Below are 16266 nucleotides of genomic sequence, written 5' to 3'. Positions count from 1 at the left end.
CCACGGCTGGCCTCTCAGGCAATAGGGATCAATGGATCAGCCGCTGCCCACGCTGCATCACGGTTGGCGATTGGAGGGTAGATCCACACCGTGTTGATTTGCGTCTTGAGGGACTTGCCTTCCTGTCGGGTCAACTTGACCTGGCGATCCCATCCTTCGGTATAGACCGCACCCCAGCCCCCCAAGTCCAGGCAGGTCACGTACTTGGGCTGACTGTACGAGATCGGGTCCACACCTAAAATCTGCGCGGCTACGTTGTTGCCTGCGTGACGGCCCAGGACGATGGCGTGCTGGCAAGTCATCAGTGCATGGTTGCCAAGATCATCGGTGGCGGCGTAGGCAACATCGCCGGTGGCAAAGATGTCTTGCTGGCCGATGACTTTAAGGTGGGAATCCACATGCAGACGACCGAGATAATCGCGTTCCCCCGGGATCTGCTCGGTTAACGAACTGGCCCGCACACCAGTGGTCCAGACCACGGTCTTCGCTTCAATACGCTGGCCATCGTCAAGGGTTACTCCGTTTTCATCGACTGCCACCACAGACGATTTCAAGCGCCATTTCACGCCTAGCTCATCGCAGGCCTCGGCGATCGACTGGCTGATTTCGTCCCCCATTGACGCCCCGACTTTTTCACTGCGATCCACAATAATCACTTCCAGGTCCGCATGTTCACCCAGGATGACCCGCAGACGAGCCGGCATTTCGGTCGCCGTTTCAATGCCGGTGAAGCCGCCACCGGCAACCACTACAGTGTTGCGGCCTTTGCTATCTGGAAGGCCTGCCAGGGACTTGAGGTGGTTCTCCAAACGCACGGCTTGCTCGATCTGGTCCACATCAAAGGCGTATTCCGCCACACCTTGAGTGTTGGGCATAGCGAGCCGGCTGCCAGTGGCCAAGACCAGTTTGTCGTAACCGAGGACTTGCGGGGTGCCCGAAGTATCGATGTAACCAACAGATTTCTGTCGAATGTCGATGCTTTCTGCGGCGCCCTTGATGAACTTGACACCTACCGCTTCAAACAACTCGTCAATAGGCGCGACCAGTCGGTGCGCATCAGGCTCGTAGAAGCGCGGACGCACGCGCAATTCGGCCTGAGGGGCCAGCACTGTCACTTCAGCGTCGTGGTGACCATGAATGTCGAACAAACGCGTTGCACTCAAAGCCGTCCACATGCCACCGAAACCGGCGCCAATAATCAGAATCTGCTGCTTCATTTGTAACCTCAGGTGCGAAGTAATGAATTCGTTAAAGAGTCACGCTCATCGATAGCGGGCGTGAATCCGGGGCAAGGAAACCGTGAAATACAGCCACTGTTGAACCCCAAGAAACTACGACTATATTGATCGTAGTTTATGAAGACAAGATATTTTTTAGGACCCTAGCCTGGATATTTTCTGAAAAAAACAGGGATGGCAGAATGCCAAAACACCATTTTTAGCCATAAAACAGGCGATTAGGTGATTCGAAAAGATAGAAATACCTCTCTTACTGCGTGCGAGGATCATTGCCGTGTTCGCTAATCGCCGATAGGATGTGCGACCAATACAGTCGGAGATATACATGTCTCTTTACAGCGCAGGCGTGGAATACGGCATTCATTGCCTGATTTTTTTAGTGGGCGATGGCGGCGAGAGCCGCGAGGCGAGCGTGCGTGATCTTGCAGAACTGCAAGGCGTACCTGCGGATTACCTGGCGAAAATCTTCACCAAGCTGGCCAAGTCCAAACTGGTCGTAGCTACGGAGGGCGTGCGCGGTGGATTCAAGCTGGCGAGACCTTCTGACGAAATCAGCCTTCTTGATATCGTCAACGCCATCGACGGCCAGAAGCTCATTTTCGATTGCCGGGAGATTCGTGGCCGCTGTGCTCTGTTCGAGGGCTCTGCGCCCGCCTGGGCCTTAGACGGCTACTGCTCAGTTCACGCAGCGATGATGACGGCACAAAAACGCATGGAAGAAGCCCTCGCACAACAAACCATTCTTGATCTTGCGAGAAAGGTGGGACGAAAATCTCCCACTGACTTCCCGGCCCAAGTAGACAGATGGATAAACGATCGTCGAGAAAAGAAAAGCAGCGCCCATACTTCTGACGACCAGACCATCCAAGTCACCAACATTTCTAACTAAAGAACCGCCCGCCTCAAGGCGCTATTTTTACCTTAAGGGAAAGAGGCAACATCCACTCACAACCACATTTGCGTTCCAAAAGAAGCCTGGTTGCGGAACTGATCGTCAAATCCCAGGCATAAAAAACCGTAGACCTTGATCTCCGGGGCTTTCGAATATGGAGGCCGAAGCCGGAATCGAACCCTTATTCCTACCACCTATACCGCATAACCGCCTGCACCCGGTTTTACGTTTCCTCGCAAAGCGCCCTGTCGTACTTCGTAACGGGGTATCACTGCGCTCGGTGTAAGGCCGCAATCAATTCTTCCCTTCGCATACTTGATCGTCCTGGGATGTCCTTCTCGCGGACTCTGAAAATACTTGTATGTGGCAATGATCAATTCTGCTAGGCCCTCTGCATTCTTCCCAGACCCACTCATCCTCACTACAATCGATATTGCTTCGTATTTGCATCAATAATCGACAGGGAAAGGGAATGTCCACAATTCACCCCGACGCAGTGCCGCAAGAGCATTTGCATGAACTTTACCGTGACCATAACGGCTGGTTGCGTAACTGGTTGCGGCATCGGCTGAACAACTCTGCCGATGCCGCAGACTTGGCCCAAGACACCTTTGTTCGCGTGCTGCTAGCCCGCACCGCCAGCACCTTGAAGGAGCCTCGCCGCTACCTAGCGACAGTCGCCCGCGGCCTGGTTATTGACCTGTACCGCCGCCGCAGCCTGGAGCAGGCCTACTTTGAAGCCATGCAGCTACGCCCCGAAGTACACGCCCCCTCGGCAGAAACGCGTGCGCTTATCCTTGATAGTCTTATGGCCATTGATCGACTGCTCGATGGCCTGGGCGCACGCACGCGGCAGATTTTCCTGGCGGTGCAACTGGATGGGCTGTCCTACGAAAAAGCTGCTGAGCGTTGTGGAGTCTCGGTTAGCACCGTGCGCAAGCATTTGGCCCGCGGCCTGATGCATTGCTTGCTGCTGGACGAAACATGAAGCTCGTCCAGGCCCAGGCAGTGGAATGGTATGTGCGCCTGAATGAAAGCACCGTCAGTGCCGCCACTCGCAGCCAATGGGAGGTCTGGCTTGCCGCGGACCCGCAGCACGCGCAAACGTGGGCCCGGCTTGAGCAATTGCAGCAGCGCCTGGCCCAGGCGCCCGCAACCGTGGCAGCACCCACTCTTGAACGGGCCCGTGAGCAACGCCGAGCAGCGCTCAAGATGCTGGTGCTGCTGCTTGGCGGCGGCGTAGTCGGATGGCAGGGTTATCAGCATTCGCCTTGGCAACCCGACTATGCCACCCGCGTCGGTCAGCGCCGTCACGTGACCCTGGCTGACGGCAGCCGCTTGGTGCTGGACACTGACACCAAAGTGGATCTGCGTTTCGATGCCCGTCAGCGGCTGATCGTGCTGCGTCAGGGTGAAATCCTGGTAGAGACTGCAAAAGATGCGCGCCCGCTCAGCGTGCAGTCGGCCGAAGGGCAAATCCTCGCCCTCGGCACACGCTTCACAGTGCGACAGGAGCAAGGCAGTACACGGGTCACGGTCGAGGAGCACGCTGTTGAGGTGAGGCCGCGTGTCGCGCCGGCACTGGTAATGCGCACCGAAGCCGGACAAACCCTGACCTTCACGGGTGACCGCATTGGGACGGTGCACACGGCAGCGGCGCAAAGCTCGGCCTGGGCGCGAGGTCTGCTGGTAGTAATCGATTGGCGACTGGACAAGGTACTCGCCGAGCTTTCCCGTTATCGCCCCGGCTACCTCGGCTGCACACCCGAGGTAGGTGGTTTAAGGCTATCCGGTACCTTCCTGCTGGATGACGTCGAGGCGGTGCTTGCCAACATCGAGGATTCGTTGCCCGTATCCATACGGCACATGACTCGTTTCTGGGTGCGGGTTGAGGCCCGTGCGGCATGAATGAAAAATATCCGCGTACGGGGTAACAGATTTCGATTTCTGTTTCGGCTCTAGCTGCACACGCACAAAAAAGCAGCCACTGCTAACCCCAACAGGAAGTTGTTCATGTTCGTACGCCTCACCCGACTCGCCTGCGGCATCCATAGCGCAGCGCTTACATTGAGCTTGGCCAGCTCGCTGCTGGTGAACCCTGCCGCCTGGGCACAAGCACAGCGGTATAACATTCCGGTCAGCAGCCTGGCCGAGGCGCTCAACAGATTCGCTGCCGACAGCGGGGTGATGATTACATTCCGCGCCGAAGATACTTCAGGCCTTGGCTCCCCTGGCCTGCAAGGCAATTTCGAGCTGGACCAAGGGTTTGCACGCTTGCTTCAGGGTAGCGGCCTACGCCTGGTACAGACCGGGAACAAACGTTACGTACTGTCCAGAGTTGAAAGCGGCGGCGCAATGGAGCTAGACGCTACTAACATCAACGCCGATGGCTTTGGGGCCACTACCGAGGGCACCGGCTCGTACACCACCGGCCAGAGCAGTACTGCGACCAAACTGGCGTTGACCCTGCGCGAAACACCTCAGTCGATTAGCGTAATTACCCGTCAGCGTATGGATGACCAGGGACTGAGCGACATGACCGAAGTGCTACAACAGACGCCTGGACTGTCGGTACAAAGCCTTGGTAGTGAGCGCTTCAACATATACTCACGTGGGTATTCGGTAGACAACTACCAATTCGACGGAATCCCCACAACGCTGGATATCGCCACGCAGATGTCGGCCCAGAGCCTAGCCGACATGGCCATATACGACCGCATCGAGGTGTTGCGCGGTGCGACTGGCCTGATGACCGGTGCGGGTGACCCTTCAGCTACCATCAACCTCGTGCGCAAACGGCCCACTGCTGAATTCAAGGGTCACATCACAGCCGGCGTGGGGTCATGGGACAAGTACCGCACAGAACTAGACCTGTCTGGCCCGCTGATCCCAACCGGTAACGTTCGTGGTCGCATAGTTGCGGCTTACCAGCAGAACAACAGCTTCATTGAGCATTATTCTCAGGAAAAGGAGATTTTGTATGGGGTGCTCGAAGCTGATCTGACCGACTCCACCTTGCTCACGGTCGGCGCGGATTACCAGAAAAACAACCCGCGGGGCTCGTCCTCAGTGGCATTCCCGCTGTTCTACAGCAATGGCAAACAAACCAACTTCTCACGCTCGACCAACAGTGCGGCTCGCTGGAGCCATAACCCGCAGGATGCACTTAACACCTTCGCAAGCGTCGAGCAGAAGCTGGCGTATGACTGGACCCTGAAGGCTTCGGTAAATCAGATGTACATCAAGCGTGACGACTACAAACTGGCCACTGCTAGTTGGGGCTTTCCTGACGAAAGCACCGGCGAGGGTGTACGCCTGTATGGGGGCGCCGGGAGCACCTGGCAAAAACAAACCGGCCTGGATGTGCAAGCACAAGGCCCGTTCCAGCTCTTCGGTCGCCAACAGGATCTCATTGTTGGCTACAACTATTCGCGGTACGAGAACCGCCATACACCTACCCGTGGCACCGGGATCGAAGGGACCTACGTCAACTTCTACGACTGGCATAATTACACGGCCGATCCTAAGGTGGGCGGCGGCAAGCTCTACGATGGCGACACCGTCATTCATCAGAGCGGTACTTACATCGCTACTCGACTGCGCCCGGCCGATGATCTATCGCTCATCCTGGGTGCGCGCGTCAGCAAGTATAACTACGCCTACGACCTGAACTACCCCGCAACGCCACGTAGCAACCGTAGTACCGATTACAAGGAAAACGGCGTTGTCACACCCTATGCAGGTATGGTCTATGACCTCAACGACGTCCACTCTGTGTATGCCAGTTGGACCAGCATCTTCAAACCACAGAGCGTGCGCGATGCCGAAGGCTCAACCGTTAAGCCGCGTGAAGGGGACAACTACGAGATTGGCCTGAAGAGTGAATTCTTCGGCGGTCGCCTGAACACCAGTATCGCCGCCTACGAGATCAAACAGGACAATCTTGCCGTGCTCGACGAAGGCAAGACCGTCAACAATGATGGTACTACTGCGGCCTACAAGGCGGTGAGCGGGGCCACGACCCGTGGCTTTGAAATCGAGGTTAACGGCGAACTGATAGCTGACTGGAACGTGTCGGCCAGTTATAGCCACGGTATTACCAAGGATAGCGATGGCGAACGCTTGAACACCGAAGCGCCGGCAAATATGGTGAAGTTGTGGAGTACCTACCGACTGCCGGGCGACTTCGATCGCCTGACCATCGGTGGAGGCGCTAACTGGCAGAGCGGCACCCACATTACCGTCACGCCAAGCACTGATCTTGGCACGGTCAAGGCCAAGCAATCGCAATTCACTGTGGTCAACCTCATGGCCCGCTATCAGCTTACCGACCAGCTTTCCACGACGCTGAACGTCAACAACCTGTTCGACAAGAAGTACCTCAGTGCGTTGGACACGACATTCTACAGCGGGTATTACGGTGACCCGCGCAATGTGATGCTGAATACCCGGTACGATTTCTGAACTTGCAACAGAACGTCTGTTTTGGGTCGATTGCTGCCTGTCGTAAGGGGCAGCAAACGAGTGTCGTCATCCATCCTGTAGAGCGGCACCTGCCAGCCACAGCAGGAAAGCACTCACATGCACCTGCCGCTCCCACCCTGGCACGCACACAGCAACATAACGCGGCCCAGGCAGGCTTACTTCTGGTCTATAGGCCACTAATTTTCCATGCCTGAGGCTGTCGGCAACCAATACATTGCTTGCCAGCACCAGTCCATGACCCGCGATCGCAGCGCTCAAAGCAAAATGCTCATCGTCGAACTCACGCATCTGCGCCGTTTCAAGCCAGGCCTGGCATTCTGCAGCCGCGCACCAGCTTTCCCAAGTGATTGAAAATACGCCCGGGGTTTTCCATTGCAGGTTAATCAGTTCGATCTGATTTACGTTTAGCGAGGCAACCAGACTTGGGGCGCCGTAAACCGAGAATTGCTCGTTCATTAGTTCCTGACAGAACAACTTCGGGTCATCGCGGCTGACCGAGCGAATAGCAAGATCGACACTGGAATCACGCAACAGATCGACTAGCTCGTTACGTGTATCAAGCCTCACACTGTATTGCGCAAAGCTCCGATAGAAACCACCCAACCGTGGAATCAGCCAGGCTGCCGCCAAGCCCGGAGTAGTGGAAATGGTCAGGGTTTGGGGAACAGTGTCCGGATAGAAAGCCTCGAGGCTGCGGCGAATGTCTAATAATGCGCGATGAGTCTGGCGATATAGCATCTCGCCCTCTTCGGTCAACACCACACCTTGTCCAGATCGCTTGAACAGCATTGCTCCGAGGCGGGCTTCCAGCGTCCTGACCTGATGGGAAATGGCCGCGGGGGTGACTGAGAGCTCCTCAGCTGCCGCTTTAAAGCTACCCAGTCGCGCAGCCGCCTCGAAGGTGCGCAGCGCCTTAAGTGGAAGAGTCGAAAACACGCATGGTTTCCCAGATGAATTGAATTGATGAGTAGTAAATTTATCTCATTTTTCGTGGTGCGTACGGGGCGATACCGTCGCAGGTGTTCAATCTACTCACCCTACGGAAAACACCATGCAAGGACCTTCGCGGAAAATTCTACAAGCCATTCTTTATGAATCAATCGCTGTTGCGGTGCTGTCGCCCAGCATCTCGTTGATATACGACGAAGGTCTGGCTCATGCGGGTGCGCTGTCGTTGATGTTGTCTGTATGCGCGCTGCTGTGGAACGTGCTGTTTAACTACGTTTTTGAATTCTGGGAAGCGCATCAGCCACAGCGTGCTCGCACGTTGGGCAGACGCTTGCTCCACTCAATGGGTTTTGAGGGGGGGCTAGTTCTGCTGTTGGTGCCACTGGTGGCATGGTGGCTGAAGATTTCCTGGTGGGCTGCACTGGTCACCGATCTGGGGCTGTTCGTTTTCTTCTTTTTTTACGCGCTGGCGTTTCAGTGGGTCTTCGATAGAGTATTCGATGTACCAAAGTCCGCGAAGGGGGAAGCTTCGGTTAACCCATAATCCGCTCGGAATTCCGATTAGCCTACTTGTAGCCAGACTAGGATTTGTGCATGAAAAATGCCTCTAAAGCGATTGAGAACTACATCTTCGGCAAGGACGGAAATCGGCCTGATTTGTTGCGGCATGCTTTTAGTCAGGACGCATCTCTTAACGTGATAGTGCAGACAAGCACCATCCTCTTTCCCCCTTGCGTCCACGGGCGCGAAGCTATTGCTGAAGTACTCGTGCGCAGCTTTAGCCAGCAATATGAGAACGTTTATACATTCTGCTTCGGTGACCCTCCAAAGCCCGAGGCAAATGTTCATAAGTGTAAATGGCTGGTTGGCATGTCAACAAAAGCAACTGGAGAGTTACGTGTAGGCTGCGGGGAATATCATTGGGCCTTTTCACCGCAAAGCGGCCTGGCGATTCAACTGTCCATTACTATCGAACACATGTTGGAGTGCCCTTCTGAGCATATGCGAAAAATAATGGATTGGCTTCAAGGTCGCAGCTATCCATGGTGTGAATCTACCGACATGCTTGATTCCGCACCGTCGCTCAATTACCTCCAGCCGGTTCTTGTCTACGTTGCTACATGACCCCTCTCGATGTAAACGTGCGCGAGCATACGCGCTTGGCCGGGAGCTCCCTACAGCCAATGTCCGCTTTGGGTTGCACACTTCACTATGACAACAGGGCGCGCGGAGTAACCTTGAAGTTCGTGCCTCTGCTACTGTCAGCGAAAACTCGCATGGATGAACGTTGATGAATACCCAGAACGCTATGCTGCTCAAAGACCTTCTGTCCACTAGGCGAAGTGTTAGATCCTTCAGTGAAAAGCCGCTGAGCCTGGCTGTACTGGAGACATTTCTTTATGCCGGACAGGGCTGTACCTCTACGGACGGAAGGCGAACCGCACCATCGGCACACGCTCTGCATCCACTTGTATTGAGGGTGGTTGTGCGTCAAGTAGAAGGGCTCGCCCCTGGGGTTTACACATACGATTCCCAGGTAGCAAAGCTCTACCGGATCGCAGATCCGATCAAAAATGGATTGCTGAACTCAGCGGCTTTAGGCGATGAGAAGTGGTTGGAAGAAGCACCTGCCGTCATCGCTATCGTCGCTGAACGAGGGGCCGCCATAGATCATTTCTCGGCTCAACAAGCAGACGGTCTAAGGGGCGCACGCTACGTTGATTTCGAAGCTGGAGCATCCGCTCAAAATATGTATTTGGCGGTCACCGCAGCGGGTCTTGGCGGTGTAGTCGTGATGGGTTTTGACGACATTAAAATGAAGGAAGCCTTGTGTCTTGAACGGCCCCTTTTTCCGATCGCTCTTTTCTGCGTAGGGAATCTTCTCAAGTAGCGCTTTAGCGCGACAGGTTGTTGCGTCCAGTATCGATTATATGCGGTGTAGCGAATGAACGTATGGACGATAGCTGCTTCACAAGAGGATCCACTACGCTTGGAAGAAACGATCGGGCCGGCATGGGAAAAGGGCACTGGATACTTTGTCATCTAGGAGCTCCTCGCTGGCAAGTCTTCCCACTATCGCCGCCAAAGTAACTCCAGGGTGCATTGCACAAACATAGACGCCGCTTACTTTTGGTAGATAACCGATGATGGGGATGCCATCGGCAGGCATGGGTCTGAGTCCGACACAAGCCCGTTCCGGATCTATGGAAACAACCCCATGGAGTTCATTCTGGATTGTCTTGGCAGTTCGAAGCGCTATCGCTGCTGGCTGATTTTCCATGGCATCGTCCAGGTAATCTTCTGCCGCCATCAATGCACCATCCGAACTTTGCCTGACTTCCATTTCAGGGGTGGAAATGAGGGTGTGCACGAGGTTCGGTTGTGACTTATAACGGATGAAAATGGCAGGCGAGGCCTTTATGGGCAGCGACACGCCTAGCATTTCAGTCAACTTCGTTATGCCTGTCCCGGCTGCCAATACGACAAGATCAGTATCGATGATACCCATTGTTGTTTCGACTCCGATCACCTTTGCACTCTGGGTTACAAAACCGAGAACTCGCGTCTGAGTGAGAATTTTCGCCCCATATGCTTCGGCACCTGCGATTAACGCATTCGTAGCTGCCACCGCGTCCAGCGCCCCTTCTTCAGTCGCATATGAAGCAGACTGAGGAGGATTCTTGAGATTTGGCTCAAGGTCGAGAATCTGCAATCGAGACACCAGGTTCGTCGAAGCCTGGTTACCTGGAACCGGCAGCGCTACGCTCGACATCACGCTGTAACACAAAGCGCCTGTCCATCGTATCTTCAGGCTAGGCAACAGCGTTTCGAGTCGACGGTAATCCTTGATTGCAGAACCGCGCAGTTGCGCAATTGGGTCAGGTTCGGGGTGTGAGGTATTGATCCAGGCGAATGAACTGCCAGTCACTCCCGAAGCTATGCCTTCAGCCTCGAGCAACGTGACATTCGCGCCTTTACCACCCATGTGATACGCCAATGACGCGCCTACGATGCCTCCACCAATGATAACGACGCGTTTGCCCTGACCATTCCCCATACCAACCTCCGTTCTGTCGATCTACCGATGGTACGACAGCTGGATGATTTCCTGATATGAGAAGCTGATCGTTCACGAGGCTTTTTGAGTTCTGCTTCTGGCCGAGTGCTTCCCTTGACCAACGTAAGCCAAGTGTCGACAGCAACCCATCGTGACTGGCTGCAATCGGCCAGTCATAGCCTACGGCTTTCAAGACCGATATGAAGATCACAGCGGGCTGCGGGGTACAGCCCTTTTTCACTTCCGAAACTTATAACTTTTAGCACCTCTAAAACCCGCATCCTATAAGGGTCATACCTTGAGTGTAGGAACTGAAGTGTAGGAACTGACTCCCTCCCCTCCTCGGCGTTCTACCACGTGATTTATTCTCAATTTTTTAGCGCCCATGTGCGCGGGTGTCCTGGCAAATGATGCGCAATCGCTGGGACGCCACTCGCTTGCTTGCCGCTGACAAGGCAAGAGCATCGGGATCAGAGGATGAAGCAAAGCGGATCATGCAATTTCAGTTTCATGCCATCAGGCCAAAGGCCGCATCAGAAATTGCAGATATTTCGGAGGCGCGCGTTTCTTGGGCACTCAAAAGAAGGGATTACGGAACGGGTTTACCGCCGTGTCGGAGCAATCGCAAAGCCCAAAGTAATGGAACACTTCACTTTCCTGCGCCCAATAAAAAACCCCGTAGACCTTGATCTACGGGGCTTTCGAATGTGGAGGCCGAAGCCGGAATCGAACCGGCGTGGGCGGATTTGCAAGCCGGGTCTGAAGTCCTTTATAACCGCTACCTATAGGCTGTTTGGTGTTCCATTAGCAGGAGATTTCCAATGCCTTATAGGCCGCATTCCGCCTAGGCTCGGTCTTAGGTTATGGACCCAAAAAATCATCAAATTCACAGCGCTCTGCTGGTTGAGTAAAACCCAGGGCACTGTGCCTACCCGCCTAGCACCCCATTCAAGCTGGACTTACTCAGCGCCAGTAAATACAGGACTCCAGCAACCGGCGCTCGCTGCAACGATGCCCTACACTGCTGGACTACGAGTAATAATTTCACTCGAAATGTCACTGAGTCTTGCCTTCCTCACGCGGCTCACTGCAGAACAAAAAAGAGAGTAAGGGAATCAATACTTGCGGTTCGAAACAGGGTTAGGCTGTATCAATAGGAACCAACATTTCATTTTCTGCAGGATATTGGAGCCTATTTCAGGCATGGAAGAGCACAGCTTTGCTTTTCCGGCGCTGCCTTCAATATCCAATCAAGAAGCCAACGTGAAATGTTAAAAAACCCGTAAAAACCAATCCTGTGGGATGTCTATCGGAAATGAAGAAAATGGATGGGGCGAAAGTGCGCGCAAATGCCTCAGGCGGAAGTGCTGCAGCTGGCGGTATGAATTTCCATGCCCGAGTTGCTGCTGTTGCTGCAGTGCATCTTCTGGGACACCGACGGCTAGGCTGGCTAAAGGAGATGGATGTCGATATTCCGATTGATATTTGGTGCGAGACAAACGGCCCGGGTGATGACCTTCGGTTTGTCCTCGCGAACCATCTTGTTGTAGAAGCGCAGGTCAAGAAAGGGTTGAAGCGAGGCGAGGACTTATGGATAGCGCTTGAATCGCTGGCAACTGGCATCCACATGGGTGACATTACGTACGGTGTCCTAGTCATCGACATTGACATTGACATTGACATTGACGCCAGCTTGACTATTCGTCGAGGATTGGCGCAAGGCATTGTACGGCTAGGCGAAGGGCGTGCGGACTTTATTGACGAGATAACAGAGCAGTTCGTGTATCGCCTGGATAAGGCTGAATTGCCAGTGCAAGACGGGTGTAGAAAATTGCGAATCGCCGTCATGCATTGTGCTGATCGTGATGACGTCTCAGAAGTAGCAGCCAAGGACGAACTCCGGCGTCTTTGCACTGATGCCCACAATGTAGAAAACGCATGGACAGCAATTCAGCTTTCGGCACATGGCTTGATCGAACGTAAAGGTCGATGGAGTGCTCATGAGTTATCAGGTGTTTTGAAGACTGCGAATATTGAACTCCAAGCAATGCCTGTCCAAGATCAACTCCTGACGATTTGTGGCAGAGTCTGGGAGAACTTGGATGAGGCGAATCATTACCAAGGATTCATCCAGTCTTTTCGGCAGCATTATCTTGTTTCAGATCAGATGGCAGCTCAGCCCTTCGGTGGGCGTGATTCAGAATGCCAGCAATTTGACGTTTGGTTGTCCGACACAAAGGCTCCCAGTCGGAAACTTATATCTGCTCCGACTGCCCGCGGCAAGAGTGCTCTGCTAGTTCAGTGAACTGAAAGTCTTGCATCGGATACTACTTGGGCCGTTATATTCGTGCCTATAAGCCTTCGTTTCGGCACTGACCGATCAGTAGTTTTCTATGCCTTACTGGCGACGCAATTAGCAAGCGTAATGCGGGCAAAACTGACTCCACCCGCTTCCGACTCGGATGAATTTTATCGGGCAGCTTCGATCAGACTGATGAATCAAGCAATAGAAGAATCCCGCCACTTACTAATTGTTTTGGACGGATTAGATGAGGCTCAGGGTGCAGGCTACAACTCTACGGTTTTTCCACCGAATCTACCTCCGACCATAAAAATATTAGTTAGCGCCCGCGAACAAGCTGGTGACCGCGGCCCGGAGGGTTGGCTAAAAAGGCTGGATTGGCAAGCTACATGGCTGCTTCAGGCGGGCTTTCTATACTCGCTCATAAAGCCGTGATTCCCATTTTAGAAAGTGTGGGGATAGATAAAAATGATGTTTGTGATAAATTAGTCGAACGTTTGATATTCCTTTCGGCCGGGGAGCCATTACTGCTTGGGTTGTATGCAACAGATTTAAGCGATATCGCGAGACGTGAAGGAAAAATTAGCGTACGTAGTCTAGAGGGGTTATCCCCTGGTTTTACAGCCTACTTTTCGCGAGCCTTCGACACCCAAAGCTTAAGTGAGAACGGAGACGCTTTGGAAATGACGATGGCGGTTTTAGCGATGGCTTTGGGGCCGTTAGAGGGCCCGCACTTAACCACTCTAACTTGCAACCTTTGCAATATATCTCGCCCCATAGTTTCAGACCGATTCATTAAACCACTCAAGCGATTCATAGCGGGTGATGGACGACCTGGTCACGGCTATGTACTGAACCACCCGAAACTTGACGAATATATGTTAGAGGAGCGTTTCGGCTTAGACACGCAACAATTAGTTGAAAATGCCTTCTTAGCTTGGGGGAGGCGCGTGGCAAAAACCCTCGAAACACCCCCTAACATGCCAGCACCCGCTTACGTTCTACTGCACCACGTAGATTATCTATGTCGAGCAGGTGCTGGCTCCTTATATGATATAGATCTTCTACTGACTGAAGGTTGGAAACAAGCTTGGTTTAATTTTGATAATGATTACACAGGTTATGCGGACTCGCTGCTTTCGGCTTCTGCAATCATTCAAACCTGCACAACTTACCATGACGACGCCATACGGGCCCTGCGATTAAGGATCAAAATCGGCTTGTTTTCGGGTAGCGTAAGATCGCAAGGTATTAACGTCCCTAGCGATCTATTAGCAATGGCACTTCAAGACCAACTAATTACTTTGCGCCAAGCACTAATATTGTCGAACTCCAGCTACCCAACGACCAACTTAACTATTTATTAGCCATCGCACAAAACTTACCCTACACCTACCTTGAACGAGTACTTTCGGATATTTATCAAACGACAAAATTGAATACCCGCAATGGCCAGCTAGCTCTCTTGGCAGCACACTTACCTCAACCGCAACGAGGAGAGGTAGTGAAGCAAGTTCTACGCAGGCTATTTGAGGCAGATGATAGTCAGCTACACGCAAGCATAATCACAGATTTCGCCCAAGAATTGGACAATGTACAATTAGACCGCATTCTAGAAAGAATGATGCCTGATGAACTGGAGGGGCAGGATTTACTCTCTTTAATTATGTCATTATTTCCAATCATAGAAGCTTTACCCCAATCGAAACGACCTAAATCTACGGAAAGTTTCATAAACCAGTGCCTGCTATTGGTCGACACATCTACAGATTATTGCCAAATGGTAACAACCTTAAGATACATCGCCCCTTTGATTGATGAAGATCGACTGACCAACCAAGTTACCCGCTTAAAAAAAAAGATAGAACTCTTCAAACAAAATCTACCAATAAATGCATCATGGAATTTCGAGACACAATTCCAATACGAGCAAATTATAAGAGCCTCGGTAACGCTTGACATATTAACAAGCTTCAACTCACCTAAAGAAAATTACCTATCAAGCCTAATGACTGTACTAACTCCCCTACTCGTCTCAGATTTTTGGAGGATAGATACACTGACTGGCATCCTCCCCTTAATACAAGCCGAGACAAGGCAGCATGTGGTATCTTTAGCTCACAAACTTGCATTGAAGCTACCGTCAGCCAACAATCGCACATACGCCTTGATGGAAGTGGCTCGCTCAGCATTGCCAACTACTCGAAAGCCCATCATCGCAGATGCTCTTTTCAATGCACGCTGCATTGAGGATGAGTATACTCGTTGTCGCACCCTTATCTCCTTATTCTCAACACTACCTTCGACAGACAAAGAGAGCGAGAAAACAAAGCTATTAGGTGACATTCAAAAAATAACTTACCCACTACACTTCGGAGAGCTGCTATTGCAGCTTTCAAGCAACATAACTGACACAGTTGAGCTTGCAGATCAAGGAATCCAGGCAATATGTCTTGCGCAGGACATCCCAAACAAAATCAGTACCATTTTAAGAGAAATAAATAACGTACCACTTATAAACCGGAAAGCTGTTTCCAGCATTGCTGGCAACTAATTTCAGACACTTCAAATAAAGCACCAGAATTTCACTTCGGCATGGCTGCACGGTACGCAACAGACCTATGGACAATTAAAGAGTTCGAGGAGGTACGTCGCAAGCTAGTAAATATCAGGCCGTACTTCCGAGCACAGATACTATCCGAACTACTTATAGTCGGAATGCGGCTCGGAGCACAAGAACTTCTTGACGAAGTCTTTGACGAGATTGCAGAACAAGAAGATCCAAATACAAGTTTATATCTCATGATTGAAAACCTAAAACACTTGAATTCAAGCGACCCACGCTGTGATCTACTTCGCCATTATTGGTCGCTTTCAGTTGCTTCAGAAAACCCTAATTTCAACGTACTGATCAACGGTTTCTCATTGCTAGAGCCCAGAGATCAGGCACTCGAGTGGCAAAAACTTAAAGCTCTTGCAAAGAGCACATCAGAACCTGCGCAGTTCTTCGCGAGCCTATCATTGGTATCCAAATCCCAGCAGAAAAGGGTTGAACTGCTAGAGACTGCATTTTCAGAATGTGCAGCTGAAACGGCTGAACGCCGAATACCACAGGCAGTACAAATCGTATCAGCATGCAAGACAACGGGAGAGATATGGAGGGCCCTGGATCTAATGACTTCCTTCCCTTCTGTATCTAGAAATACAGCCATGTCCACTCTTCAGCTCGCCGCACCTGCGTTCACGGAAGTTGGTACAGCCTCTTTTATAAAAGCGTTGATGGCAGACATAAGAGAAAGTGCAGCTTGGTGGCCTTAGTACTCAGCCTGAAAACATAGCATAA

The 16266-nt window shown here is 52.4% G+C and carries 14 protein-coding genes; 11 read left to right on the top strand and 3 right to left on the bottom strand.

Annotated elements, in window-relative coordinates:
- Window positions 1-14 precede the first annotated feature (14 nt).
- The gene (locus tag ACP7BO_RS09085; RefSeq protein ID WP_397456955.1) at window positions 15-1217 is read right to left on the bottom strand and encodes an NAD(P)/FAD-dependent oxidoreductase; all 1203 of its coding nucleotides are present in this window, start codon (window positions 1215-1217) and stop codon (window positions 15-17) included.
- A gap of 346 nt (window positions 1218-1563) precedes the next feature.
- Between ACP7BO_RS09085 and ACP7BO_RS09080 the strand changes: the two genes are divergently transcribed.
- The 4 genes from ACP7BO_RS09080 (at window position 1564) to ACP7BO_RS09065 (ending at window position 6594) form a co-directional block, all read left to right on the top strand.
- Entirely contained in the window at window positions 1564-2127 is a 564-nt protein-coding gene (locus tag ACP7BO_RS09080) for an RrF2 family transcriptional regulator (protein WP_397456957.1), read from the top strand.
- 475 nt (window positions 2128-2602) lie between these two features.
- Window positions 2603-3118, top strand: a complete 516-nt coding sequence (locus ACP7BO_RS09075; RefSeq protein ID WP_426209749.1) for a sigma-70 family RNA polymerase sigma factor — start codon at window positions 2603-2605, stop codon at window positions 3116-3118.
- A complete protein-coding gene (locus ACP7BO_RS09070; RefSeq protein WP_426209747.1) occupies window positions 3115-4038 on the top strand; it encodes a FecR domain-containing protein in 924 nt (307 codons plus the stop codon). The genes ACP7BO_RS09075 and ACP7BO_RS09070 overlap by 4 nt, the downstream gene beginning before the upstream one ends.
- Window positions 4039-4143: 105 nt before the next feature.
- Complete coding sequence (locus ACP7BO_RS09065) at window positions 4144-6594, top strand: TonB-dependent siderophore receptor (protein ID WP_426209745.1); 2451 nt, start codon at window positions 4144-4146, stop codon at window positions 6592-6594.
- A 66-nt stretch (window positions 6595-6660) separates the two neighbouring features.
- On the opposite strand, the gene ACP7BO_RS09060 is transcribed toward ACP7BO_RS09065, so the two are convergent.
- A complete protein-coding gene (locus tag ACP7BO_RS09060) occupies window positions 6661-7551 on the bottom strand; it encodes a LysR substrate-binding domain-containing protein (RefSeq protein WP_426209743.1) in 891 nt (296 codons plus the stop codon).
- Window positions 7552-7666: 115 nt separating this feature from the next.
- Between ACP7BO_RS09060 and ACP7BO_RS09055 the strand changes: the two genes are divergently transcribed.
- From ACP7BO_RS09055 to ACP7BO_RS09045, 3 genes are all read left to right on the top strand, one after another.
- Window positions 7667-8107: a PACE efflux transporter gene (locus ACP7BO_RS09055; RefSeq protein ID WP_426209741.1), complete on the top strand. Its 441-nt coding sequence runs from the start codon at window positions 7667-7669 to the stop codon at window positions 8105-8107.
- 50 nt (window positions 8108-8157) lie between these two features.
- Window positions 8158-8688 (top strand): hypothetical protein, encoded by a 531-nt coding sequence (locus ACP7BO_RS09050; protein WP_426209739.1) that lies wholly within the window; start codon window positions 8158-8160, stop codon window positions 8686-8688.
- Between the two features lie 166 nt (window positions 8689-8854).
- On the top strand, window positions 8855-9454 hold the full coding sequence (locus ACP7BO_RS09045) for a nitroreductase family protein (RefSeq protein ID WP_426209737.1): 600 nt from the start codon (window positions 8855-8857) through the stop codon (window positions 9452-9454).
- 93 nt (window positions 9455-9547) lie between these two features.
- On the opposite strand, the gene ACP7BO_RS09040 is transcribed toward ACP7BO_RS09045, so the two are convergent.
- Window positions 9548-10621 (bottom strand): NAD(P)/FAD-dependent oxidoreductase, encoded by a 1074-nt coding sequence (locus ACP7BO_RS09040; RefSeq protein ID WP_426209735.1) that lies wholly within the window; start codon window positions 10619-10621, stop codon window positions 9548-9550.
- Between the two features lie 1315 nt (window positions 10622-11936).
- Here ACP7BO_RS09040 and ACP7BO_RS09035 point away from each other — a divergent pair.
- From ACP7BO_RS09035 to ACP7BO_RS09020, 4 genes are all read left to right on the top strand, one after another.
- Complete coding sequence (locus tag ACP7BO_RS09035; protein ID WP_426209733.1) at window positions 11937-12926, top strand: hypothetical protein; 990 nt, start codon at window positions 11937-11939, stop codon at window positions 12924-12926.
- A 386-nt stretch (window positions 12927-13312) separates the two neighbouring features.
- Complete coding sequence (locus ACP7BO_RS09030) at window positions 13313-14290, top strand: hypothetical protein (protein ID WP_426209731.1); 978 nt, start codon at window positions 13313-13315, stop codon at window positions 14288-14290.
- Window positions 14291-14427: 137 nt separating this feature from the next.
- Window positions 14428-15477 carry a hypothetical protein gene (locus ACP7BO_RS09025; RefSeq protein WP_426209729.1) on the top strand — a complete coding sequence of 350 codons (1050 nt, stop codon included), beginning with the start codon at window positions 14428-14430 and terminating at the stop codon, window positions 15475-15477.
- Window positions 15478-15518: 41 nt separating this feature from the next.
- Entirely contained in the window at window positions 15519-16241 is a 723-nt protein-coding gene (locus tag ACP7BO_RS09020; protein WP_426209727.1) for a hypothetical protein, read from the top strand.
- Window positions 16242-16266: the final 25 nt, after the last annotated feature.

This window comes from Pseudomonas sp. TWR2-1-1 (assembly GCF_049897045.1).
Taxonomy (GTDB): Bacteria; Pseudomonadota; Gammaproteobacteria; order Pseudomonadales; family Pseudomonadaceae; genus Aquipseudomonas; species Aquipseudomonas versuta.
The sequence above is the reverse complement of the archived record's forward strand: the minus strand, read 5'-3'. Positions and strand labels throughout refer to the sequence as shown.

What these genes read in the sequence shown, in the direction of transcription:
- ACP7BO_RS09085 (WP_397456955.1), bottom strand. Translation starts at nt 1,217, where the DNA reads ATGAAGCAGCAGATTCTGATTATTGGCGCCGGTTTCGGTGGCATGTGG.
- ACP7BO_RS09080 (WP_397456957.1), top strand. Translation starts at nt 1,564, where the DNA reads ATGTCTCTTTACAGCGCAGGCGTGGAATACGGCATTCATTGCCTGATT.
- ACP7BO_RS09075 (WP_426209749.1), top strand. Translation starts at nt 2,603, where the DNA reads ATGTCCACAATTCACCCCGACGCAGTGCCGCAAGAGCATTTGCATGAA.
- ACP7BO_RS09070 (WP_426209747.1), top strand. Translation starts at nt 3,115, where the DNA reads ATGAAGCTCGTCCAGGCCCAGGCAGTGGAATGGTATGTGCGCCTGAAT.
- ACP7BO_RS09065 (WP_426209745.1), top strand. Translation starts at nt 4,144, where the DNA reads ATGTTCGTACGCCTCACCCGACTCGCCTGCGGCATCCATAGCGCAGCG.
- ACP7BO_RS09055 (WP_426209741.1), top strand. Translation starts at nt 7,667, where the DNA reads ATGCAAGGACCTTCGCGGAAAATTCTACAAGCCATTCTTTATGAATCA.
- ACP7BO_RS09050 (WP_426209739.1), top strand. Translation starts at nt 8,158, where the DNA reads ATGAAAAATGCCTCTAAAGCGATTGAGAACTACATCTTCGGCAAGGAC.
- ACP7BO_RS09045 (WP_426209737.1), top strand. Translation starts at nt 8,855, where the DNA reads ATGAATACCCAGAACGCTATGCTGCTCAAAGACCTTCTGTCCACTAGG.
- ACP7BO_RS09040 (WP_426209735.1), bottom strand. Translation starts at nt 10,621, where the DNA reads ATGGGGAATGGTCAGGGCAAACGCGTCGTTATCATTGGTGGAGGCATC.
- ACP7BO_RS09035 (WP_426209733.1), top strand. Translation starts at nt 11,937, where the DNA reads ATGAAGAAAATGGATGGGGCGAAAGTGCGCGCAAATGCCTCAGGCGGA.
- ACP7BO_RS09030 (WP_426209731.1), top strand. Translation starts at nt 13,313, where the DNA reads ATGGCTGCTTCAGGCGGGCTTTCTATACTCGCTCATAAAGCCGTGATT.
- ACP7BO_RS09020 (WP_426209727.1), top strand. Translation starts at nt 15,519, where the DNA reads ATGGCTGCACGGTACGCAACAGACCTATGGACAATTAAAGAGTTCGAG.